This window comes from Thalassospira alkalitolerans, from assembly GCF_002115745.1.
GTDB classification, from domain to species: domain Bacteria; phylum Pseudomonadota; class Alphaproteobacteria; order Rhodospirillales; family Thalassospiraceae; genus Thalassospira; species Thalassospira alkalitolerans.
Map to the genome: position 1 here is coordinate 57,097 of NZ_JFKB01000006.1, position 23,364 is coordinate 80,460.

Annotated in this window: 22 protein-coding genes; 3 read left to right on the forward strand and 19 right to left on the reverse strand. The window is 53.3% G+C overall.

The window, feature by feature from the left end; translation table 11 throughout:
- Positions 1-3 precede the first annotated feature (3 nt).
- Entirely contained in the window at positions 4-648 is a 645-nt protein-coding gene (locus TALK_RS09955; protein ID WP_085618384.1) for a D-glycero-alpha-D-manno-heptose-1,7-bisphosphate 7-phosphatase, read from the reverse strand.
- 205 nt (positions 649-853) lie between these two features.
- Here TALK_RS09955 and TALK_RS09960 point away from each other — a divergent pair, with 205 nt between their 5' ends.
- Entirely contained in the window at positions 854-1,729 is an 876-nt protein-coding gene (locus TALK_RS09960; RefSeq protein WP_085618386.1) for an AEC family transporter, read from the forward strand.
- A 35-nt stretch (positions 1,730-1,764) separates the two neighbouring features.
- Here the strand turns inward: TALK_RS09960 and TALK_RS09965 are convergent, their stop codons facing one another.
- The 4 genes from TALK_RS09965 to glmM form a co-directional block, all read right to left on the reverse strand.
- Positions 1,765-2,121 carry a hypothetical protein gene (locus TALK_RS09965; protein WP_085618388.1) on the reverse strand — a complete coding sequence of 119 codons (357 nt, stop codon included), beginning with the start codon at positions 2,119-2,121 and terminating at the stop codon, positions 1,765-1,767.
- Positions 2,118-2,660 carry a DinB family protein gene (locus TALK_RS09970; RefSeq protein ID WP_085618390.1) on the reverse strand — a complete coding sequence of 181 codons (543 nt, stop codon included), beginning with the start codon at positions 2,658-2,660 and terminating at the stop codon, positions 2,118-2,120. Before TALK_RS09970 ends, TALK_RS09965 begins: the two co-directional genes overlap by 4 nt.
- A 38-nt stretch (positions 2,661-2,698) precedes the next feature.
- Positions 2,699-3,499, reverse strand: coding sequence for a bifunctional hydroxymethylpyrimidine kinase/phosphomethylpyrimidine kinase (gene thiD / locus TALK_RS09975; protein ID WP_085618392.1), 801 nt, complete (start codon positions 3,497-3,499; stop codon positions 2,699-2,701).
- Between the two features lie 68 nt (positions 3,500-3,567).
- Entirely contained in the window at positions 3,568-4,917 is a 1,350-nt protein-coding gene (glmM, locus tag TALK_RS09980) for a phosphoglucosamine mutase (RefSeq protein WP_085618394.1), read from the reverse strand.
- Positions 4,918-5,173: 256 nt separating this feature from the next.
- On the opposite strand from glmM, the gene TALK_RS09985 reads away from it, so the two are divergent.
- Positions 5,174-7,204, forward strand: a complete 2,031-nt coding sequence (locus TALK_RS09985) for a sensor histidine kinase (RefSeq protein WP_085618396.1) — start codon at positions 5,174-5,176, stop codon at positions 7,202-7,204.
- Between the two features lie 128 nt (positions 7,205-7,332).
- Entirely contained in the window at positions 7,333-9,204 is a 1,872-nt protein-coding gene (locus TALK_RS09990; RefSeq protein ID WP_169714995.1) for a sensor histidine kinase, read from the forward strand.
- 27 nt (positions 9,205-9,231) lie between these two features.
- On the opposite strand, the gene TALK_RS09995 is transcribed toward TALK_RS09990, so the two are convergent.
- From TALK_RS09995 to ruvC, 14 genes are all read right to left on the reverse strand, one after another.
- Entirely contained in the window at positions 9,232-10,023 is a 792-nt protein-coding gene (locus tag TALK_RS09995; RefSeq protein WP_085618400.1) for a response regulator transcription factor, read from the reverse strand.
- A gap of 264 nt (positions 10,024-10,287) precedes the next feature.
- Positions 10,288-11,403, reverse strand: a complete 1,116-nt coding sequence (gene folP, locus TALK_RS10000; protein WP_085618402.1) for a dihydropteroate synthase — start codon at positions 11,401-11,403, stop codon at positions 10,288-10,290.
- Positions 11,404-11,416: 13 nt separating this feature from the next.
- Complete coding sequence (gene ftsH, locus TALK_RS10005; protein WP_085618404.1) at positions 11,417-13,360, reverse strand: ATP-dependent zinc metalloprotease FtsH; 1,944 nt, start codon at positions 13,358-13,360, stop codon at positions 11,417-11,419.
- Positions 13,361-13,558: 198 nt separating this feature from the next.
- On the reverse strand, positions 13,559-15,061 hold the full coding sequence (gene tilS, locus TALK_RS10010; protein ID WP_085618406.1) for a tRNA lysidine(34) synthetase TilS: 1,503 nt from the start codon (positions 15,059-15,061) through the stop codon (positions 13,559-13,561).
- Positions 15,062-15,073: 12 nt separating this feature from the next.
- Positions 15,074-16,210, reverse strand: a complete 1,137-nt coding sequence (gene ybgF, locus TALK_RS10015) for a tol-pal system protein YbgF (RefSeq protein WP_245829826.1) — start codon at positions 16,208-16,210, stop codon at positions 15,074-15,076.
- A gap of 148 nt (positions 16,211-16,358) precedes the next feature.
- Positions 16,359-16,856, reverse strand: a complete 498-nt coding sequence (gene pal / locus TALK_RS10020; protein ID WP_085618410.1) for a peptidoglycan-associated lipoprotein Pal — start codon at positions 16,854-16,856, stop codon at positions 16,359-16,361.
- A gap of 128 nt (positions 16,857-16,984) precedes the next feature.
- On the reverse strand, positions 16,985-18,355 hold the full coding sequence (gene tolB, locus TALK_RS10025) for a Tol-Pal system beta propeller repeat protein TolB (protein ID WP_085618412.1): 1,371 nt from the start codon (positions 18,353-18,355) through the stop codon (positions 16,985-16,987).
- Between the two features lie 49 nt (positions 18,356-18,404).
- On the reverse strand, positions 18,405-19,370 hold the full coding sequence (locus TALK_RS10030; RefSeq protein ID WP_085618414.1) for an energy transducer TonB: 966 nt from the start codon (positions 19,368-19,370) through the stop codon (positions 18,405-18,407).
- A gap of 6 nt (positions 19,371-19,376) precedes the next feature.
- Complete coding sequence (tolR, locus tag TALK_RS10035) at positions 19,377-19,832, reverse strand: protein TolR (RefSeq protein ID WP_085618416.1); 456 nt, start codon at positions 19,830-19,832, stop codon at positions 19,377-19,379.
- Position 19,833: 1 nt separating this feature from the next.
- Entirely contained in the window at positions 19,834-20,565 is a 732-nt protein-coding gene (gene tolQ / locus TALK_RS10040) for a protein TolQ (RefSeq protein ID WP_085618418.1), read from the reverse strand.
- Positions 20,566-20,572: 7 nt separating this feature from the next.
- The gene (locus tag TALK_RS10045; protein ID WP_085618420.1) at positions 20,573-21,034 is read right to left on the reverse strand and encodes a YbgC/FadM family acyl-CoA thioesterase; all 462 of its coding nucleotides are present in this window, start codon (positions 21,032-21,034) and stop codon (positions 20,573-20,575) included.
- Positions 21,031-22,113, reverse strand: coding sequence for a Holliday junction branch migration DNA helicase RuvB (gene ruvB, locus TALK_RS10050; protein WP_085618422.1), 1,083 nt, complete (start codon positions 22,111-22,113; stop codon positions 21,031-21,033). The genes TALK_RS10045 and ruvB overlap by 4 nt, the downstream gene beginning before the upstream one ends.
- Positions 22,110-22,799 (reverse strand): Holliday junction branch migration protein RuvA, encoded by a 690-nt coding sequence (gene ruvA, locus TALK_RS10055; RefSeq protein WP_085618424.1) that lies wholly within the window; start codon positions 22,797-22,799, stop codon positions 22,110-22,112. The genes ruvB and ruvA overlap by 4 nt, the downstream gene beginning before the upstream one ends.
- Positions 22,796-23,326, reverse strand: a complete 531-nt coding sequence (gene ruvC, locus TALK_RS10060) for a crossover junction endodeoxyribonuclease RuvC (protein WP_085618426.1) — start codon at positions 23,324-23,326, stop codon at positions 22,796-22,798. Before ruvC ends, ruvA begins: the two co-directional genes overlap by 4 nt.
- Positions 23,327-23,364 lie beyond the last annotated feature (38 nt).

Consider the following 23,364-nt stretch of genomic DNA (forward strand, 5'->3'; position numbering starts at 1 on the left):
GCCCTAATCCGTCAGAATGCCTCTGGAAAACAATTCGGCCACGGCTTTGGAAAGGTCATCAGCAATAAAATCGGCTTCTGCGGCTTCGGCCCAAGTGGTTTCCTTTGCGCCATGACCGGTACGCACCATCACCGCATGGGTTCCCCCCGCCCGCCCGGCTCGGATATCGTTGATACGGTCCCCGATCAAAACACTTTTGGGCAGCGAAATTGCAAAATCTTCGGCCGCGGCAAAGATCATGGCCGGTCCGGGTTTGCGGCACAGGCTTTCGCGGCGATAATCACCAGTACCTTCTGGATGATAGGGCGAATAATAGATCCCCTGCACCGATGCACCATCATCCGCCAGCATTTTGATCATTGCTTCATGCAGGTCACGCAGACCGTCTTCGGACAGGTACCCGCGTGCCACAGCCGATTGATTGGTCACGACAATGACGGTAACTCCGGCATTGTTTAACCGTTTGATTGCCGCCGCCGTCCCGGGGATCAATGCCAGATCTTCGACCTTGGACAAATAATGGACTTCTTCATTCACCACCCCATCGCGATCCAAAAAGACTGCCGCACGCGGATGGCGCAGATCACGCCAGCGCGGGGCCGGATCAATGAAATGACGGTGAACGAAATCGTATTCCTTGGCAGGCATGCCCAATCCTGTGCTGATAACAATTTCGCCTAACATGCCCTATGACGATTGATGATGACAAGCTTTCGCCGCATAAAGCCATAAAGTCGTACCGCGATGCGGAAAACCAACTGGTATTACCATTATTCACTTGCCTCGTGACTGCCGGTCATGACAATTTCGCCCAAGATCGTTTGGGATCAATCCACTGGGGACGCTGAGTTTCATGTTTGCCGATATCTTTGCCATTCTTGCACCCGTTTTTATCACAGCGGGATTAGGTTATATCTGGGCGCGATCCGGCAAACATTTCGATACAGCACTTGTGACATCCATCGTCACCTATTTCGCGACCCCGTGTCTGACCTTTGCGGCATTGGCGACTGTTGATCTTGGCGCGGATGCATTGCTTTCAATGGGGACTGCCGCCTTAGCTGCCAATATCATCTTCGTGTTGATCGGCTGGCCGGTCCTTAAAATTTTCAAACTGTCGCCTCGGACCTATCTGCAATCCCTGACCTGGCCAAATGTCGGCAATGTCGGTTTACCGCTTTGCATGCTGGCCTATGGTCAAGATGGTTTGGCATTATCGGTTGCGTTTTTTGCCACCTATGTTGTCTTGCAACTGACCATCGGGGTGGCTTTTGTTTCGGGCAGTTTCTCGCTTCGATCCATCGCAAGGATGCCGATCATTCCGGCAACTCTGATTGCCACGGTCTTTCTCGCGACCGACACAGCCGTTCCAGCATGGCTTTACAACACCACCAATCTGATCGGGCAACTGACCATTCCGTTAATGCTGTTTACATTGGGTGTCTCGCTGGCGCGTTTACGCCCGGTCAGCCTTGCGCGCAGCACCGCCCTTAGCTTTTTGAGGCTTTGCATGGGATTTGGGGTTGGCCTTGGATTGTCGGAAGTCATGGGGTTGACCGGGATCGAACGCGGGGTTGTGATCTTGCAATGTTCAATGCCGGTTGCGGTGTTCTGTTACTTGTTTGCGCAGCTTTATAATCGCGAACCCGAAGAAGTGGCAGGTGTGGTTATCAGTTCCAGCCTTCTTGCTGCCATCGCCCTGCCCGGCTTGCTTTGGTATATTCTGTAAAGTTTCCCTGATGGTGACAACACCGATCAGGGCACCTATTGCACCGTTAGACGATAAACACCAATGTCACCATACTGCCGATAAAACCCTATTGCACATTCATAACTTCCACGCTTCAGATCGGGATCACCGTTCTGAAGCGCCCGTGCGAATACAACGTCACGACATTCTGCAACGCTATTTAGGCTTTCACCCGCAAACTCAAAAACTATCAATTTTTCCCGATCCGGATAATAAACCGCCGTAACCTTTTCCCAAGGGGCGGCATCATCGGGCCAAATCAAATCGGCAATGGTGCGCTTGGAACCATCAAGTGCCGTGGCAATGATAAGAGCCAGCAAGGACGCCCACATCAAACGGCGTTTGGTCCGTCGGGTCAGGTTGAATTTCATACGCCGTTCCAGCCAAGGTCATGGAAATCCGTTCCGCGAAATTCCGCGTCACAATCAAGGTGATATTCGTCAAGTTGCGGCGGATTTTGCGATGTGCCACACAACATGGCGTGGACTTGTCCGCGATGATGGATTTGATGCACAAAAAGATGTGACAACACCGCCGATACCGTTTCACGCGCGATCACGCCCTTGCCACGATCCAGTTCAACCGGACGCATGGCATCGCTTTCCGACAGGTTTTCACAAAACGCCAGCAAGGTATGATCGCTTTGGCTTTGGGCATCGGAAAGTGCCGCCATATCGGAAAATGGATTTTTATCGACAAAGCAATCCCGACCGCGGCCCCCCGCCAGAAGGGTATCAATATAATACCAATCGACAATCAGAATGTGATTAAGCGTTTGCAGGATCGTCGGAAAGAACGACGTGCGTTTGGCCTTCAATTCATCACCCGACAATCTGGAACAGACCGCCAGCAATCGATGATTGGACCAGGCATTGTTGCGTGCCTGATGAAAGAATGCGGTTCCCGGCATGGCACTGTGTCCTTGCATGGTAGCCCCGCCCCCTTTTGCTATTCGCCGGTGACGGGATGGGCGTGATTTAACGGGCCGTTGCCCTTGCCATAATTTGGCGCGGTCCTGATGGCTTCGCGGACAAAGGCGCGCGCACGTGCCACAGCATCGCTAAGGTCCATGCCCTGTGCCAACCCGGTGGCAATTGCACTGGCCAGTGAACAGCCCGTGCCGTGATTATTTTCCGACGGAATACGATCGCCTTCGAAACCTTCAACGTCACCATCGCGACGCCACAGAATATCGACGATCTTATCCCCCTTGGCGTGACCACCTTTGATCAAAACAGCCTCGGCGCCAAGATCACCGATTTTATAGGCGGCTTCGATCATGTCGGCCTCGCCGTCGATTTTTAGGCCCGAAAGCACTTCGGCCTCGGGGATATTAGGCGTCAGGACGGTGGCAAGCGGCACCATATGTTTGATCAGGGCATCAACCGCGTCTTCATTTAACAATCGCGATCCGCTTTGCGATACCATGACCGGATCGACCACCACCGGAATCCCCTTGGCTTTGGCGCGGATGAATTCTGCTACGGCCTCGATCACGGGGGCGCTATGAAGCATGCCGGTCTTGATCGCATCGGCACCGATATCATCAATGGTGACTTCGGCCTGATGCACAATCAATTTCGGATCAATACCCAGAACATCAAACACACCTGTTGTGTTTTGCACCGTCAATGCCGTAATCGCGGTTGCGGCATAACCGCCCAGAACGGTCACGGATTTGATATCGGCCTGAATCCCGGCACCACCGGAACAATCCGACCCGGCAATGATCAATACGCGACCCATCATGATCAAACTCCCAGTACTTGTGATCTTTGGTCTTGGATAACGAAAGCAGTTCGGCTTGTTTGGCCTGATCAGCCTGCGACAGCTATGATTTCAGCAACAATACGATCAACGATTTGTTCGACCTTGATCGCGTCATCACCTTCGGCCATCACACGGATCAGCGGCTCGGTGCCCGATTTACGGATCAGAACACGACCATCGCCGTTAAAGGCACGCTCGGCACGGGAAATCGCATCGACCACGCTACTGTGTGACAATGGATCGGAACCCACCGCATAGCGCACGTTTTTAAGGATCTGCGGCAAGGGTTCAAAAACGCGGCTCATTTCGGAAACCGGCCCATCGCGATCGGCCAGAACGGCCAAGACCTGAAGCGAGGCCAGCAAACCATCGCCGGTCGAGGCAAAGTCGGACAAAACGATATGCCCGGACTGTTCGCCGCCAACATTGCAACCAAGGGCCCGCATCTGTTCAACGACATAACGGTCGCCGACCTTGGTACGGATCAGGCGCAGACCGTTGCTTTCAAGATAACGTTCAAGCCCCAAATTCGACATTACGGTCGCCACCAGCGCATTGCCGCGCAACTGGCCCGTGCGTTTCCAATGGGTGGTCACAAGCCCCATCAACTGATCACCATCAATCAACTGGCCTTTTTCATCACACATCTGAACACGATCAGCATCACCATCAAGGGCAATCCCCACATCGGCCATTTCGGCCAGAACACGGTCGCACATGGTTTTGGTATGAGTCGACCCGCATTCGGCATTGATGTTCAGGCCATTTGGCTTGGTCCCGATTTCAATCACATCGGCACCCAGTTCGCGCAGAACCTTTGGCGCCACCGAATAAGCCGCACCATTTGCACAATCAAGAACGATCTTGAGACCTTCGAGCGTGACCGAAGATGGCAGCGAAGATTTAACCGCCTCGATATAGCGGCCCGGGGCATCATCAATACGCTGTGCCCGACCAAGCTTGTCAGCACTGACCAGAAGAGCCGACATGTCGCTTTCCATCATGACTTCGATTTCAAGTTCGACATCGTCAGACAGTTTAAAACCATCCGGGCCAAACAACTTGATCCCGTTATCCTGATAAGGATTGTGCGAAGCCGAAATCATGACACCGATATCAGCCCGCATTGATTTGGTCAGCATGGCAACCGCCGGGGTTGGCATTGGACCAACCAACATCACATCCATCCCCATCGACGTAAAACCGGCCACCAAAGCAGGTTCAAGCATATAGCCTGACAAACGGGTATCCTTACCGATGACAACACGATGACGGTGATCACCGCGGGTAAAATAATGCCCTGCGGCCATCCCGACCTTTAGCGCGATTTCGGCTGTCATAGGGGCGGTATTGGCGGTTCCGCGAATGCCGTCGGTCCCGAAATATTTACGGCTCATGCTTGTCTTCTTTGCTTCCATCCCGACGCTTGGCCACGCCGGATATTTTTTCCTGACTGCCGGTTATATCAAAGTGTCTGAGCAATGCCACCGGCAAGTGCCAGATTATATCCATCAGAGGCAACCGATCTATTAATCCTGACCTTTATGTTTCGCTTATAAAAGCCATGACCTTGTATTCAAAAGTCGCTATCTAGAACGGGAAGCGTTTAAACCGTCTGAATTTGGGGGTCATTTGCGGAAAGTCGGTTGCCGCATGGGATATCTGTTGGCAGGGATCACGATGCTTGTCATCGTTTCGGTGCTTTGTTTGATCCGCCCTGCCCTGTCACATCCCTACCCCCATGACTTGGTCATCGGACAATATTCCGTTGATCGAATGGACGTGGACCTTGCCCCGCTGATTGAACGCCTTGCAACCCAAAGGCCCGTCAACGCGCCGTCTGACCTTGTGCGAATGCCCCAGGATGACTTCAAACCGATCATCGGCGCCGTCGGCAACGGTTATACGCTTGATACCGTATGGTACCGGATGCCGATCATCGTGACCGAAGTCAGCGCAGAACCGATTGACCAGAAACTCTACCTTGAAATCGCCCCGACTTTTTTAAATACGGTCGACCTGACAATTGTTGATGCCAGTAGCCTGATACCGATCTGGCACAATGAAGTCGGCGACCATATTGCCCGTGATCAAGCCCATATTCACGGCCGGAAACACATTCGGGAATGGCCAAGGCTTGCGACGGGGAAATACTGGCTGGTGATCGGCATCACCACCAACAGCGCACAAATCTTGACAGCCCGGATCAAAAGCGAAAGCGTCCTGATCGATGAAAACATGCAGGATACCTTCCTGTATGGTTTGTATCTTGGCATTTCACTGATCGGCTTTTTGGTCTATTTCACGCTGGGGCTGCTGATCCGCGACCGGGCGATCCTGTGGTATGGGTTTCATATTCTAGCGCTGTTCATGTTGACAGCGGGTATTTCGGGGTATGCCCATCTGCTGCTTTCCGACTTCTGGATATTGTCAAGCGACGCGTTAACCGGGGCTGGCACGGCACTTTCAATCGGCACCAGTGTTGCGATGTGGTCCTATATTATCGAACTTGACCGCCACAAACCGACGCTATTTCGCTGTTTGATAGCCTATGCAATTATCACGTGCCTTTGCGGGATCAGCGCAACCAGTGATATTTATATCTATTTCACACTTGGCTTTTTCCTGCCCCAAATCGGGGTAACGTTGCTTATTCTAGGGTATCTTTTATATCTCGGCGGGAAAAACACCGACAGGCGAAAATATTATCTTTATGTCATCGCACTTGGCGTCCCGGCAGTCGCCTCGATTATCCATTTGCTAATGTTGCTTGGCCTTGCCCCGATAAACACGTTTACACGCAATTGCTATCAGGTGGCGTCACTTGTCCATTTGTTCCTGCTGGGCATTGCGATGGCATATCGAACCCATGAATTAACCCGACGGCGCGTTGCAGCAAATCGTCACAGCACATGGACCAACCAGTTGGCCGACGACCAACGCGAATTCATCACGATGCTGTCACATGAATTCAGAACGCCTCTTGCCATCATTCAACGGGCTGCCGAAATGACGTCCTTGCATATGCAAGATGCCCCCGATGCGGTTAAGAACCGCATTTCCACCATTCGCGTTCACGCATCCCAGCTTTCCGAACTTGTCAATGTGTTCCTGACCAAGGATACGCTTGATAGCACCAACTTCGTCATTGCCCCCAAATCGACCATTTTGGCCCCGTTCCTTAGCGATTTCATCAAACGGCGCCAGCGCGAATTTCCCAACCACGATATCGGCCTGACAGACACAGGTATAACCATCATCAACATCGACCGGACCCTGATTGAGCGCGCACTGAGCAATTTGATTGAAAACGCCCGAAAATATGCACCAAAGGCCTATGTCCGCATTGGTTTCAATCATCGCAGCGACGGTTTCGTTTATATTCGGGTGGTTGATAATGGCCCCGGCATTCCCCCAGATGATCTGGCAATGGTGTCCGACGCATTTTATCGTGGCACCACATCAGGCACCACACATGGCGTCGGCCTGGGGTTGCATATCACCAACCGGATTGTTGCCGCCCACCAGGGCCGGATGAGTGTCAGCGTCGGTGAAAAAGGCGGGACAACAATCCTGATCCGCCTGCCCTATGACCGCACATTGACCAACAACACAATTGCAGCGGCCCATACCGATATCAATCCGCCACCTGCGACGGCTTCTAAAGGCAGTATACCGTCATGAGCCCCCGGCAGCCTTTCCTGATGTTTCGGATTTTCCAATCCCCTTTGGCGATCAGAATTTTGCTCCCTGTTCTGGTTCTGTTGGCAATGATGACCGTATTTCCGGTAGAAAAATGTGCCGGAAAACCAGTGGAATCGGAACAATTTACGCTATTGCCCGGTATCTTGACGCCGATAAACCTGCATGAACATGTCAGATGGCTTAAGGATGAAACAAATGATCTGACGCTTGGCGATGTTCTGCGCATACCGGCGAATGAATTCAGTCCCAGTCATGGCATACCGAGTTTCGGTTATTCCGACGATACGATTTGGTACCGGCTACAGCTTTCTGTTCCCAAGGGTCTAAACGAATCGCTACATATTGAAATTCAGCCAAGTTATCTGAATTTCATTGATATCTATCTGTTCAAGCGGGGAACCAACCTGCATCAATGGCAAAGCCATATGGGGGATCACGTTCCCGCAAGGCAGCGGCCAACACATGGCAGCAACCATATCGATCATTTTCCCAATCTCGATCCGGGTGACTACACGCTTTACATCCGCACCCAATCAAACAGCGCCCAGTTGCTGATTGCGAAGTTATGGCCGACCGAACAACTTGTTTCGAGCCTGACCCTGCGCGATGCGGGAATTAGCATCTATTTCGGGACAATTCTGATGCTGGGTCTGGTCTATACCCTGCTTGGCAGGCTGGCAGGTGATCGCACCGTTGTGACCTATGGGATTTGCGTACTTTTGGTTGGAACGCTGGCATCGTCGGTTAATGGGATTGTTCTGTCAATTATTCAACCCGAATGGCCATACACCAATGATCTGGTCGTGGGGGCAACCAATGCATTAAGCGCGGCCGCGACGATTTTTCTGTGGCTCAACATTCTGGACCTAGGAAAGCACAATGTCGTAATTGCGCGGATCGTCAAAATCTATTGCGGCTTTTCAGTCGCCTGCATGTTCACGGCCGCCACAGACCTTTATGCGGTTTACGGTGCCTATGTTGTGCCGATGCACGCCGCCGTGCTTGCATCATTCTGCGTTATTTTGGCCTATCGAATTTTACGGTCGCCCCGGGAATGGATTCTGTGGATCTATTTTGTCGTGATCGCATTACCAACCGGTGCCGCTATCATGCTGCAACTCACTCATGCCGGCCTGATTACCGCAACGCCATTCGGGCTTGGATTGCATCAATACACGTTGCTTTTCCATATATGCGCGATGGGCTTGATCATGGGATTTCGGTTATCACGGATCGAAAAGGACCGCCTTGCAACGATCAAGGTCACGGCAGCAACGACATCGCTTGTCGGGGAACAGCGCAAACTGATTTCCATGCTATCGCATGAATTCAGAACACCACTTGCCGTTATTCAAAGATCGTCGGAAATGCTGATGTTGCGTCTGCGCGAAGCAGGCCGCGACGTCACAGATCGATTGCAACGCATTCAGGACCAATCGCGCAAACTTTCACGTCTGGTCGATATTTTTCTGAACAAGGATGGCATTGACAACAGCGACTTTGCCCTTGCACGGGAAATGGTGATGGTTGATCGCCTGTTGACCGATTTTGTATCCGGCGCATCACGCAAGGATGCTGAAATTATCCTTGAATGCATCGGGACAAAACGGTTCGAGACCTATGTCGATATCACCTTGGTCAGTCTGGCTATCACCAACCTGATTGAAACCGCACGTCGTTATGCGCATGGTACGCCTATTCATATGACAGTTCGCCCCAATAACGATTGGTTGGTGGAAATTGATATCCCCTGTCAAGGGGCAGATCTGAACGATGATGAAGTCCAGCGCATCAAAGATGCACTGTTCCGCCGGGACACCGAAGCCGCATCACTGCAAAGTGCGCTGGGGCTGCATATATCGCAACGTATCGTCGATGCACATGGCGGATCGATCAAACTTCGTGACAAGGGCACCGAAGGTGTCGAACTTTGCCTGTTATTGCCAAGTGATGAAATCGACGAGGCCTATATCAACTAGGCTAGGATGGCTAAGTTGATTAACGCATCAAACCTGTTCGGATGCGCCGACAATCACCGCAGAACTGACAAAAGCATAACCGCGCCCATATGCCGTACGGATCGGCAATTCATCCCCGATCTCACGCAGGACTTTTTGACGAACACGTCGGATCGCGGTGTCAAGGTTACGGCAGTTTTCAGCCGTATCTGCCTTACCCAGCGCCATAACAATTTCCGGGCGCGTCAACCAGGCACCATTGGCTTCGACAAGCAGGCGGATAATCGTGCGTTCGGTTGCCGTCAAGGTTGCCGAACTGCCATCTGGGTTGCTGAGCGTCCAGTTCAACATATCAAGCATCCAGTGATCTTCCTGAACCTGATCGTCGACGGTAGCATCCCCTTCAACAACCTTGGCAACACGACGCAACAATGGCCGCAAGGCAGCTTCGATAACCGAAAGCGGGCTGTCTTTGGTCAGATAGACATCGGCACCGGATTTATACCCGGTCAGATGGTGGTCCATCCCCGAAAGCGAGGTCAGCATCATGATGCCGCAATCGATATTCCTGCGCGCATATTTGGCCAATTCGTAGCCATCCGTGTCAGGCAGCATAATATCAAGAATCACCGCCGACGGCGTATGAGTATCGAGTGCACGGTAAAATGCCGCGCCGGTTTCGCAACCGACAACCTCAAAACCACAGATTTCAAGGTACTCGCACAAATCCCGATTAAGGTCGACGTTATCCTCGACCACGAAAACACAAATCGCCATCGCATCCTGACCTGTCGTCGGTTCCGTTTCCTCAACGAGCGCGCGCCCGCTGCAAACATTCATTCAACTATGCCTTTACCGTACATTCGCAGCCAAAAAATGGCACAACGTTTCCACCGCGTATGAATTCACTCCTAACGGTATGTAGGGAATGAAGAACATCCGCAACCCCCAAGCAGGTTCTGTCAGAAATTGCCAGATTTACACCAATACCAAAAAAGGCCTGCGATCTGCGCGGTTGAAACCAAAACGCATATCACAGACCTCTTATGACTCAGTCATATCAATGGCCAACCTTACATCCAAAGGTTGATATCGAAATTTACCTTATACCATTGAAGTCGCCGTCGCGATCGAGATTGACTGAACCGTTTCGCGAACATCATGCACACGGATCATCTGAACCCCGTGACGCCAGCCATTGATAGCAGACGCAATCGAACCACCGATACGTTCCTTTGGTGTCGCCGCCGGATCGATTTTACCGATGAATGATTTCCGTGATGTCCCCAGCAAAATCGAACAGCCCAAGCCATGGAAAATTGCCAGCCGTGACAGAAGTTCCAGATTATGTGACAGCGACTTGCCAAAGCCTATTCCCGGATCGACACAAATACGATCCCGCGGAATCCCGGCCCGTTCACAACTTTCGATGCGATCAAGCAGATAATCATACACATCAAGAACCACACAATCATAATGCGGTTTTTCCTGCATCGTGCCCGGTTCGCCCTGCATATGCATCAGCATCACCGGTTTGCCCGATGTCACGGCAACTTCCATCGACCGCTCATCGCCTTCGAGCCCGGTAACATCATTGATGATGGCAGCACCGGCTTCAATCGCGGCCTCCATCACCGCAGCGTGGCGGGTATCGATGGAAACGCAATGTCCGTCTTCGGCAAGCGCACGAATTACCGGCACAACACGGGCAATCTCGTCGGCCTCGGAAACGGTTTCCGCCCCCGGACGGGTTGATTCCCCACCAATGTCCAAGATCGATGCGCCCTGTGCGGCCAATGCGCGCGCATGAACAATCGCCTGATCAGGTGAATTGTAATCCCCGCCATCGGAAAAGCTGTCGGGGGTGACATTGACAATGCCCATGACATGGCATGATGCCATATCAAGCCCGGCAAAATCAGGGCGTTTGGTCGTCAAATGATCAAGCACATTGTTGATTTCATCAACACGCCCGCTGTTCTGGACCCAACCTTCGAGGGCCAGCAACGGCAAGATCATGCTTTCGGCCCCGCCACCATCACGACGGCGGATGATTTCAAGCGCAGAAAAACCACGGCGCGAGCCAGCCAACGGCAATGTATTGGGATCATCGGCATGGTCGATGAAACCGGTAGGTACGTAATATAACGGTCCGTCAAAATCGGCGAAGCCCCGCACATCGGCGGGGCTTCGCAGGACCGATCCTTCGATCTTGTCCATCAGTCTCTTTCAGTTAACTACCCGGTTGCGGTTCCGGGGATAAATCCCCAGTGCCTTCGTCGGGGTTTTCCTTGCGCGCGCCACCGGTGGTCGGAACCGTCGAACGACGTCCGCCGCCCGTATCCTTGCCACCGCCATTCGAATGACCGGCGCGATTAAGTTCCTCGCCACGCAGAAGCGCATCGATTTCCTTGCCCGACAGGGTTTCGTATTCCAAAAGCCCCTTGGCAAGAATGTGCAGATCATCAAGATATTCGGTCAAAACGCGCTTGGCGAAGACATAAGCCTCGTCGGAATAACGACGAACTTCTTCATCAATCAGTTGTGCGGTTTTTTCCGAAACATTCTTGTGCTGTGCAACGCTATGCCCCAGGAAGACTTCTTCCTGATTATCGACATACTTAACGTTACCAAGCAGATCCGAGAAGCCCCATTCAGTCACCATCTTGCGCGCATATTGCGTCACCATACTGATGTCCGACGAAGCCCCGGTAGTGACCTTTTCCTTGCCAAAGATGATTTCCTCGGCAACACGGCCCCCCATGGCAACAGCCAGATCAGAGGTCAACTGTTCATAGGATTTGGAAATCTGATCCCGTTCCGGCAGACGCATAACCATCCCCAACGCACGACCGCGCGGAATGATAGTGGCCTTGTGGATCGGATCGGATGCCGGAGTATGAATGGCGACAAGTGCATGACCGGCTTCGTGATAGGCGGTCAGCTTTTTCTCGTCATCGGTCATGATCATGGAACGGCGCTCCGCCCCCATCATTACCTTGTCCTTGGCATTTTCAAAATCGGCCATGGTGACAACGCGCTTGCCAAGACGGGCTGCCAAAAGGGCTGCTTCGTTGACAAGGTTTGCCAAATCCGCACCCGAAAAGCCCGGCGTGCCACGTGCGACCGTGCGCAAGTCAACATCCGGCCCCAATGGAACCTTGCGGGCATGAACACCAAGAATATGTTCGCGACCTTCCAAATCCGGGTTTGGCACAACAACCTGACGGTCGAAACGGCCCGGGCGCAGCAATGCCGGATCAAGAACATCAGGACGGTTGGTCGCCGCAACAAGGATAACACCCTCATTGGCTTCGAAACCGTCCATTTCGACCAGAAGCTGGTTCAGCGTCTGTTCACGTTCATCATTCCCGCCGCCAAGACCGGCACCACGATGACGACCAACCGCATCAATTTCATCGATGAAGATGATGCAAGGTGCGTTTTTCTTGCCCTGTTCGAACATATCACGCACACGCGATGCACCGACACCAACAAACATTTCAACGAAATCGGAACCCGAAATCGTAAAGAACGGAACGTTGGCTTCGCCAGCAATCGCACGTGCCAAAAGCGTTTTACCGGTACCCGGAGGGCCAACCAGCAACATGCCTTTGGGGATTTTACCGCCAAGACGCTGGAACTTCTGCGGATCACGCAGGAAGTCGACGACTTCTTCAAGTTCAGCTTTTGCTTCTTCGATCCCGGCGACATCTTCAAAGGTTACACGACCGGATTTTTCGGTCAGCATCTTGGCCTTTGATTTGCCAAAGCCCATGGCTTTGCCACCGCCGCCCTGCATCTGGCGCATGAAGAATATCCACACCCCGATAATCAGCAGCATCGGGAACCAACTGATCAGCGCGCTCATCAGCGGCGAAAGACTTTCTTCGGGCTGAGCAATAATGCGAACGCCCTTGTCATTCAAACGATCAACAAGATTAGGATAGTCCGGAGTATAAACAATGACAGAGCGACCGTCGCGCGTTTCCGCATTTAGGTTGTTGCCCTGGATCGTGACTTCTGAAATCTGGCCGGAATCAACTTCCGCCAAGAAGTCCGAGAACGCCAACGACGATTGGCCGGTGCGTCCCGAGGGCGACTGAAACAGGTTAAACAAAGCCACCAAAAGGATGGCGATGATAACCCACAGTGCGAGATTTTTTCCCATATTCATTCCAAGCTACTGGTCGCAATTAAAGCAAGATGAGATGACACAGGATGTCGCGACACCGCGAACCCGGCCTTTGACCGGCACAGCTTTGATCATCATAGAGTCTTGTGTCATGTCATCTCGCTCTGGTTTTGCCATTATACGTGTTTCCCTTTGATCTTCTGCGCAGGGCCTTGATCATCAGATAATGATAAGGTGCCCTTACGCAAGTAGCGCATCGGGGTTCGGCAACGATTTAAACCCACTTTCCCATAAAGGTGTCGGGGGTGCAAACCGCCATCGCACACCAATTGCCATTCCGGCCCCAATGGGGACCATATTGCAACCGGCGGCGGATAATACGTCGGAAATGCCTGAAACCTCAAGCCCGCCAACGGAAAGCAGTGCTTCTTTATCATAAAGTGCGGGCATCGATGCAAGGGCCGCGCGTGGCAAATCATCAATAAATGGCGTTATTTTGCCAATAGCAGCCCGAAACGCCCGTGTGTGAAACGCATCACAAGCCGCCAACGGCGCAATCGCAAGACGCCCGAAATCAAGATTATCTGCGGTTACGGCGTGCCGGTCATTGTCAAAAATCAATTCGAACCGGTTATCCCATCGCTGGCCATATGGATTACAAGCATGCCCCGGATCAACCGGTTTGGGGGTAATATCCATGCGGCCGATCTCGCGATAAACCAAAATAACAGCATTGCGCCGATGCAAGACACAGCCCCCAAGACTGATCCGTGCATCGCTCTGTTCGCCCAATTGCGTTAATGCCGCTGCCAACGCATCGAATGCCGGCATGTAATCCGATCCACCCACAACCCGAACAATTTGCCCAATTGCGTAACAGGCAATGTCAGTTTCAGGCTGGCGATCATGCCAGCGCGCAAAGTCGATCCGCCCAACACCACAAGCCGCAATCTGAACGGCATCAGCCAACAACGTCGCAATGGCAGCCTCGGCCATCAGGCGATGTTGGCTTTCTGCCGTTTGTGCAATTTTTCCATCGGCTGACACTGCGGCCCCCAGTTGCGCCGCAGTTTGTGTTGCGGCGGACTGACGAATGCGGACCCGTTCAAAATTTGCGTTTCTATTTGATGGGTCTTCGATCCACTCTTGCCCGGCGGCACGCAGTGTTGCCACCAGATCGGCCTTCGCAACCGGTAAAAGGGGCCGCAATACTCGGGCATGGCGCAAAAAACGACGCGCAGACATCCCCGCCCGGCCAAGAACACCACTTTCGCGATTTTGGCGCATCGCGATGGTTTCGGACTGATCACCATTATGATGGGCAATCAGCAAATGCAAGATACCCAGTGACGCCAATTCACGATCCAGCAATTCATAGCGCGCCTTGCGCGCAGCGTCCTGTACACCGCTTTGTGGCTTCGCCCCATCCCAACGCAAAATACGATGCGCGATATCATGCATTCGAAGTTGTTTTCCAACCCACGCGGCCTCGCCCGCGGAATCAGAACGCAGGGCATGATCAACGGTGATCGCGATCATTTCACCCCCCTTGGACCGGCACCAATCACGCGCCAGCAGGGAAAGTGCCATGCTATCCGCACCACCCGAAACGGCAACGGCGATTTTCGGACGATCTTCAAACGGGGCCAAGCAATCCATCAGGCGCGAAAAGACAACGGCGTCCAATGGGTTTCCATAGGACGCCGGATCAGAATTGATCATGTCTTTAAGTTGGTCTGCCATTTGCCGAGCCAGTTACGAACAACCGCGGTTTTTGCGTTCCTGACGCGCACGGTCAAGAACCACCGCCGATGCATTCGGGAAGTTGGCGATCAGATGGCCAAAGGTCGTACAGGCATCATCCTTCTTACCAAGATTGCCAAGCGACATGCCAAGCTTCAGCAAGTTATCCGGTGCCTTGGTGCTGTCAGGATAGGTTTGGAAACCTTCGGTAAAGGCAATGGCGGCCTGATCAAACTGTTCGCGCACGTAAAACGTTTCGCCAAGCCAATATTGCGCATTTCCCGCCAAGGCATTATCGGGATGGTTTTTGACAAAGGCAGTCAGTGCGGTTTCGGCTTGGGCGAAATCCTGACGACGCAAAAGATCAAAAGCGTAACGATACTGTTCCTCGGGCGTGCCCGCAGGAAGGACGCTGTCCGACGATACATTTGCTGTCTGGCTTGATGCCGCGTTAGCCGAACCGGACGGCACGGCGGGCGGTGAGCCTTCGTTTTCGATCACACCAAATAATTTAGTCCCGCGACCATCAACACGTTGCCCCGTACCCGATGTATTCGGCTGAGCATTTGGCGCATTCGTATTGGCATTGGCCCCTGCGACAGCACCAACCGCGGCACCAGCAACACCGGATTGGGCATTGCCCCCGGTCGTGCCATTGGCCGACGCGCCACCTTCAAGCTGGCTAAGGCGGAAATCAACATCGCCGACAAGCCGTTCAAGACGGTCTTCAATCTTGCGAATACGAAAATCGAATTCCTCGATCTGGCCGGTCAATTGGGTGACGGTCCGTTCGATGCCATTAATCTGGACTTGCTGGCGTGCAGCCGCCGGGCTTCCAGTTGTGTCACCGGCATCAGGCACACCACCGGCCGGAACACCTTCGCGGTAGACATAACGCTGCAGCAGATCAAGATCCTTACGCAGCTGATCGACCTGACGGGTCATGTTGGCATCCTGTGCAAACACAGGTTTGCTGGACAGAACAGTCATCCCCATCAGAGCGGTGACGGCAAACACCGACAAATAACCGATCGGTCCGCGTCTGCGCGCGGCCTGTTTTCCCGCATCAGCCAATGAAAGCGTAACGGCCGGTTGATCAATCGGCAGGACGTCTTTTCGATAACCGTTTCTTGGGCCAACTCGGATCATTTTCGGGTCCTTCGTCGTAATTTTAAACATCAGCTTCCGGATATCATCAAGGAATATCTAATGTTGCAACATTTTCAGGCGGCAAAAATAAGGCGCCTGCCCCAAAAGGGACAGGCGCCTTGAAATTCAGGCTTACACCTGCACGCGCTTAACGGATAACCGAAACAGAGCGGCGGTTTTTCGACCAGCTTTCTTCGTCATGGCCAAGTGCGACCGGGCGTTCTTTACCATAAGAAATGGTTTCGACACGCGACGGATCGATGCCCAGAGCAACGAGGTAGTCTTTCACAGAGTTCGCGCGACGCTCACCCAGTGCAAGGTTGTATTCGCGCGTACCACGTTCGTCGGCATGGCCTTCGACAACGACTTTGTACTGCGGATATTTCTTCAGCCAAGCTGACTGAAGTTCAAGCGTGCGACGAGCTTCGCCCGACAGGTCATATTTGTCGAAGCCAAAGAAGACGCGATCGCCAACATTAACAGCGAACCATTCCGGGCTGCTTTCAGAAAGCGCGCTCGAGGTGGCAGCCGGCTGGTTGGTGGTCGATACACCTTCGCCGGCAGAGTTAGCCGAGCTATCAGGTGCGGTTTCACATGCAGCCAAAAGTGCAGCGGCAGCAAAAACACTCAGAATCCGAAGTTTCATTTAAGTTTTCCCCTTAACACCGGACGCATTCGCCCGAGTTGGTGTTTTCCATGTCTCGCGACACCGAAAATGCCCGCGATTAATGCGAATCGCATTCAGTGCTTCGCGATGACTATACTCTTGAGAAATCAGGGAATCAAGGGCGACCATGCTGGATCCGATCCATCGGCCGGGGTCACGATCTCGCGCTCGTTATAACCGGTCAAATCAATCGAATACAAACGGTATCGATCCTTGGTCCCGTCCCTGGACGGGTGCTGGCGGTAATACATCAACACTCTGCCATTCGGTGCCCATGTCGGACCTTCGACAAGGAAGCCTTCGGCCAAAAGCCGCTCTCCACTGCCATCGGGACGCATCACACCGATATAGAACCGACCTCCTTGTGACTTGGTGAATGCTATCAGGTCACCGCGTGGCGACCAGACCGGTGTGGCATAAAGACCACCACCGAAACTAATTCGCTGGACACCGCTACCATCCGCACTCATCACGTAAATTTGCTGTGATCCACTGCGGTCCGAGTTGAACGTGATTCGCGAACCATCAGGAGAATATGACGGCGATGTATCAACTGCTGGGTGCCGCGTCAACTGACGTTTTTCACGCGTACGCAGATCCAGCTGATAGATTTCACTATTCCCGTCCAAAGCTTGGGACATTGCCACGGAATTGCCATCAGGCGAAAAGCGCGGGGCAAACGTCATGCCTGGGAAATCACCAAGCAATTCAAGCTCGCCAGTATCGATATCAAGAACATAGACACGTGGTTTGTCGTTAAAATACGACATATAAACCACTTCTTGGGCCGTCGGCGAAAAACGCGGGTTCAGAACAATAAACTTACCGTCAGACAGGAAACGGTGGTTGGCACCATCCTGATCCATGATGGCAAGTCGCTTGATTCGTTTGTCAGCCGGGCCCGATTCGGAAACATAAACGATACGGGTATCGAAATAACCCGATTCCCCGGTAATGCGTTTATAGATCTCGTCGGCGATTTTATGTGCGATACGCCGCCAGTTGTTCGGCTGGGTACGATATGCAACACCCGTCATCTGGGTTTCGGCCAAAACATCCCAAAGACGGAATTCTACGCGCAGAAGCCCGTTCGGTTCGGTCACGACGCGTCCATTGACAAGTGCCTGCGCATTGATTGCACGCCACTCGGCAAAGTTCGGATTGACCGCCAGCGAACTGGCGCTCTGGATAAAGGCTTTTTCGTCGATTGGTGCAAACAGACCCGATCGTGCCAAATCGTCACTGATCACCGCAGTCATATTCTGACCGACTTCGGTTTCCGCAACACCCTCGCCCGGGAAACGGGCAATGGCAATCGGCATCGGTTTAAGTTCACCACGGGTAATGTCGATACGAAGTTCAGCATGCGCCGGTGCCGAGGATACAACGGCCAGGCCAGCGACAACGGCCAAGGCACACAGTCCGGCCAGACTGCGTGTTACCCAATGTCGTTTTAATGCGTTGGTCTTGATGGTCATCCTGCCTCGCTATTTTTCACGCGTTTTGAGGGACTTATGATTTTATTCATTACAGACCCAACATTTCACGCATGTCAAAATTGAACGTGAATGTGCGCCACATTTCGTATTTATCCAGCGGCAGTTTCAGAGGACTGCATTGCGGATTTAGCACAGCTCGAAGAGCACTTTCTGCAATTGTACGGCGTGATGAATCCCCGCCGATCTCGTTTGAGTTGCTGATTCGTGCCTGACGCACGGTTCCGTCCGGGTTGGCACTAACATGAATTTCAACCGCAAAGTTCCCGGCTTCCTTGGCCCCGGCAGGCGGGCTCCAGCAGCGTTCGATCTGTCTTTTGACCGCGTCAAGTTCGCTCATTGTCAAACGTGCATCCAAACGGGTGGCAACCACTTCGCTGGCGTTGTCATCGGGCGTTTCGTCCGGTGTTTCCTGCGGGGTCGGCTGTGCGCTTGGTTCGGTCTTGCGGACGTCCTTTAAAATATCGGCCAATGTGCGCTTCGGCTCAGGCTTTGGCTCGGGCTGTTTTTTAGGCTCGGGCTTTGGTTCTGGCTTGGGCTCGGGTTTCTTTGCTTCGACCGGAGTTTCTTTTGGCGTCTCCGGTTTCGGGCGCGGCTTGGCCTCAACCACTTCGGGTTTTGGCTCCGGTGCTTTCTTTACTTCCGGTGTCGGAACCGGCTCGGGCGTTGGTTCCGGCTTTGGCTGCGGTTTAGCTTCCGGCTTGGGCTCGGGTTTGGGCTCAGGCTTTGGTTCTGGCTTGGGAACCGGCTTGGGGTCCGGTTGCGGCACAGGTTTTGGCTCGGGCTTTGCGACCGGTTTGGGCTTTGGTTTTTCCTCGGCCTTTGGCTTTGGCAGTGCCTTGGTCGGAGCTGCCGAGAATTCATCGACAGTCACCACCTCGACCGAAATCGATTGCAGTTCCAGCGGCGTTTCCTCGAACAATTCCGGCAAGCCGAGCCAGGCGATCAAAAAGATCACCAGATGGGCTGCCAGAGAAATAAGAACACTGCGTAACATCTTGGTTTACTTGCCCTTGTCGGGCAGCTCCGCAATCAGCGCGACCTTGGTAAACCCGGCATCATTGATCAGGCCCATGACTTCCATCACACGGCCATAATCAATTGCCCGGTCACCACGCACGAAAATACGGGTATCGCGCTTGTTCTCGGTGATGGCGGAAAGTTTTTCTGTCAGGGTGTCCTGAGCGATTTCACTATCCATTATATAGATGGTGCCCTCACGCGAGATGGACACAACCAGCGGCTCGTCCTGGCCCGTCATCGGGGCGGCAGCCGTTTCTGGCAAGTCAACTTCGACGCCAACTGTCATCAATGGCGCGGTTACCATAAATATCACCAACAGAACCAACATCACGTCAACCATTGGCGTGACGTTGATGTCGCTCATGGCTTTGCGACGACTGTTGCGACGGCCGCGACGGCGTCCCCCGCCAGATCCTGATGCGAGTTGTGCGCCCATATCAGTCTCTCGCGTCGTCAAGTTGGCGCGACAGGATCGACGTAAACTCGTCGACAAACGCCTCAAGACGGTTGCCATAACGGTTCAAATCGCTGGAAATCTTGTTATAGGCCACCACCGCCGGAATTGCGGCAACAAGGCCCATCGCGGTCGCAAGCAGTGCCTCGGCAATCCCCGGTGCGACAACGGCAAGCGAGGTATTTTTCGATGCGGCAATTGACTGGAAAGATACCATGATCCCCCAAACCGTTCCGAACAAACCGACAAAAGGTGCTGTCGAACCAACCGACGCCAAGAAGGTCATATACCGTTCGACCCGGTCCATTTCACGGCCAAGCGTGATTTCCATCGACCGTTCCAGACGCTGCTGCAAGCGCGCACGCATCGTCTCACCCTTGACGCCACGCGCATTCGAGCGGCGCCATTCGCGCATCGCAGAAACGAAAATCGCTGACATCGGATCGCGTGGCTGATCGGCTATGCGATCATAAAGGTCTTCAAGCGACCCGCCCGACCAAAAAGCTTCTTCAAACGTGTTTGCCTGAGCGCGCAGCTTGCGCAACCGCAGCAGTTTTTCAATAACAATTGCCCAGACCCAAACGGATGCCAGCATAAGACCGATCATCACCATTTTGACGACAATCCCGGCCTGCAAGAACAGGCCCCACATAGACATGTCATGGGCCATGACCGACTGCCCCAGCGTTACCGCGTCGACCACCTGATTTTCCATATTCTCTTCAGTCCTCGTTCACATCCAGATAGTTACTGAACACCGTTCTCAAATCGTCAGGCAACCTTTGCGCCCGCAACTCTTGCAATGACATGCAGGCGAGATATATCTCGATCACCACGAGTTCCTCGTCGTTCCGCATGACTTTCTGCTCGAATCCCAGCGACGCGCCCCCCAGCTTGATCAGGCGACTTTGTACAGTCAGTCTGTCTTCAAGCAGGGCCGCCCGGCGAAAATCGAGCGTACAGTGTCTAACGGCTATGGCAACTTTGTGGCGTTCTGCAACACTACGATTGGTAAAGCCCAACAAGTTAAGCATCGCTGAACGGGCGCGCTCGGCAAAAGCAAGATATTGGGCGTGATACACAATCCCGCCTGCATCGGTGTCCTCGTAAAACACCATCAGGGGGAAAATATGCCGATTGCCGTCGATGTAACCCAGCAGGTTGTTTTCAACTACGTCATTCATTCATCGGTTCCATCAGCAGTTCCCGGCACGCGTTGTTCAAACAAATCGGCCAACGGCACACCATTGCCTTCGCGTGGCGGCATCAGACCAAGATGTTTATAGCCCTTGATCCCAAGCATCCGACCACGCGGGGTCCGTTGCACAAGGCCCTGTTGCAGCAAATAGGGTTCGATCACGTCTTCGATGGTATCGCGTTCTTCGGACAGGGCAGCGGCAAGCGTATCAACACCGACCGGCCCGCCGCCATAATTCCCGGCAATGCACGTCAGATAACGACGATCCTGACTATCCAGCCCCATTTTATCGACTTCGAGCCGCGTCAGCGCCGCATCCGCAATGAATTTATCGACCGGGGATTTCCCGGCAACCACCGCAAAATCACGCACACGACGTAACAAACGCCCGGCGATACGCGGTGTTCCACGCGACCGGTGAGCAATTTCCATTGCCCCTTCGCGGGTCATATCGAAACTTAGCAAGCGGGCCCCGCGTGCAACAATTTCAACCAATTCTTCGGGTTCATAAAACCGCAGACGCAGCGGAATACCAAAACGATCGCGAAGTGGTGTGGTCAAAAGCCCCGAACGGGTTGTTGCCCCGACAAGGGTAAAGGGCGGCAAATCAATACGTACAGAACGCGCGGCCGGGCCTTCGCCAATGATCAGGTCAAGCTGGAAGTCTTCCATCGCCGGATAAAGAATTTCTTCAACCGCCGGGTTCAAACGGTGAATTTCATCGATAAACAAAACGTCACGCGGCTGAAGATTGGTCAAAAGTGCTGCCAGATCACCCGCCTTGGCAATCACCGGGCCAGATGTTGCACGAAAACCGACACCCAGTTCACTGGCAACAATTTGCGACAGGGTCGTTTTACCAAGACCGGGAGGACCAAAAAACAGGACATGGTCCATGGCCTCTTCGCGGCCACGTGCGGCCTGGATGAAAACATCAAGATTTTCACGCACTTCTTTCTGGCCGGTGAAATCGTCCAATCGACGCGGGCGCAATGAGCCGTCCTGCCGATCCTCTTCGCGGCGTTCACCGCTAAGTAAACGATCTTCTTCCTCGTCCTCGCTCACGCGCTAAGCTCCTTCAGTCCCAGACGGATCAAGGTATCAAGTGTCTTGTCATCACCGGCTTGCTGGGCGGCCTTGCCAACGGCACCGAAGGCCTCGGACCGGCCATAGCCCAAATTAACCAATGCCGAAACCGCATCGGCCAAAACGACACCATCATCCACAACCGGCTCCATGCCCACAGCGTCGATGCCGTCACCCTTTGCCTGTTTCGCAGATTTTTTTGACGACGTTGTGGCAGTCGGGGCACCCGTCGCAACCGGTGCGGCGACCGGGCCAAGGTTAAGCTTGGCCGCCTTGTCTTTCAATTCACCGACAATACGTGTGGCAACCTTCGGACCAATACCCGGCGCACGACAAAGGGCCGTCGTATCCTGTGCTGCCAACGCACGCAAAAGATCGGTTGGGCTTAAAACCGACAACAGGGCAAGGGCGACCTTGGCGCCAACGCCCTGCACGGTGGTTAAAAGAGCAAACCACTGTTTTTCGGCATTATCAGCAAAGCCATAAAGATGAATGTGATCTTCGCGGACATGAGTTTCGATCATCAGCCCCGCCTCGCCGCCCTTTTGCGGCAGCATCGAAAGCGTTCTGCGCGATGCAAATACAAGGTAGCCAACCCCGTTCACATCGATGATAACACTGTCCTCGCCAATGAAATCGACAATTCCGCGAAGTTTTGCGATCACCTGTATTTTCTCCCCGGTCCGGCAGTAATCCCGGCCCCAATTAGACCCAGAGCACGGGTTCCGGCATGTTGTGCGTGACAAATTGCAACGGCTAAGGCATCGGCCGCATCTGCGCCATGAATCTGACATCCCGGCAGCAAAGTGGATACCATCATTTCAACCTGTTGCTTGCCGGCATGACCAGCCCCCACCACCGTCTTTTTGACGGCATTGGGTGTATATTCCGTTACCGGAATACCAGATCGTGCCGGCGCAAGCAGCGCAACACCGCGCGCCTGACCAAGTTTCAGTGTCGAAACAGGGTTCTTGTTAACAAAGGTTTCCTCGACTGCGGCTTCGTCAGGCGTCCAGGTTTCAATGACTTCCATCAAACCGGTATGCAGTTGATCCAGCCGTTCAGCCAACGTCAACGATTGTGTCGAGGTCACAACCCCGTTGGCAACGTGACGCATGTGGTTATCCGTAAGGTCAATTATCCCCCAGCCTGTCCGTTGAAGACCGGGATCGATGCCAAGAACCCTGACCACATTGCCCCACTTTAATTATAACGATCCAAATAAAATAC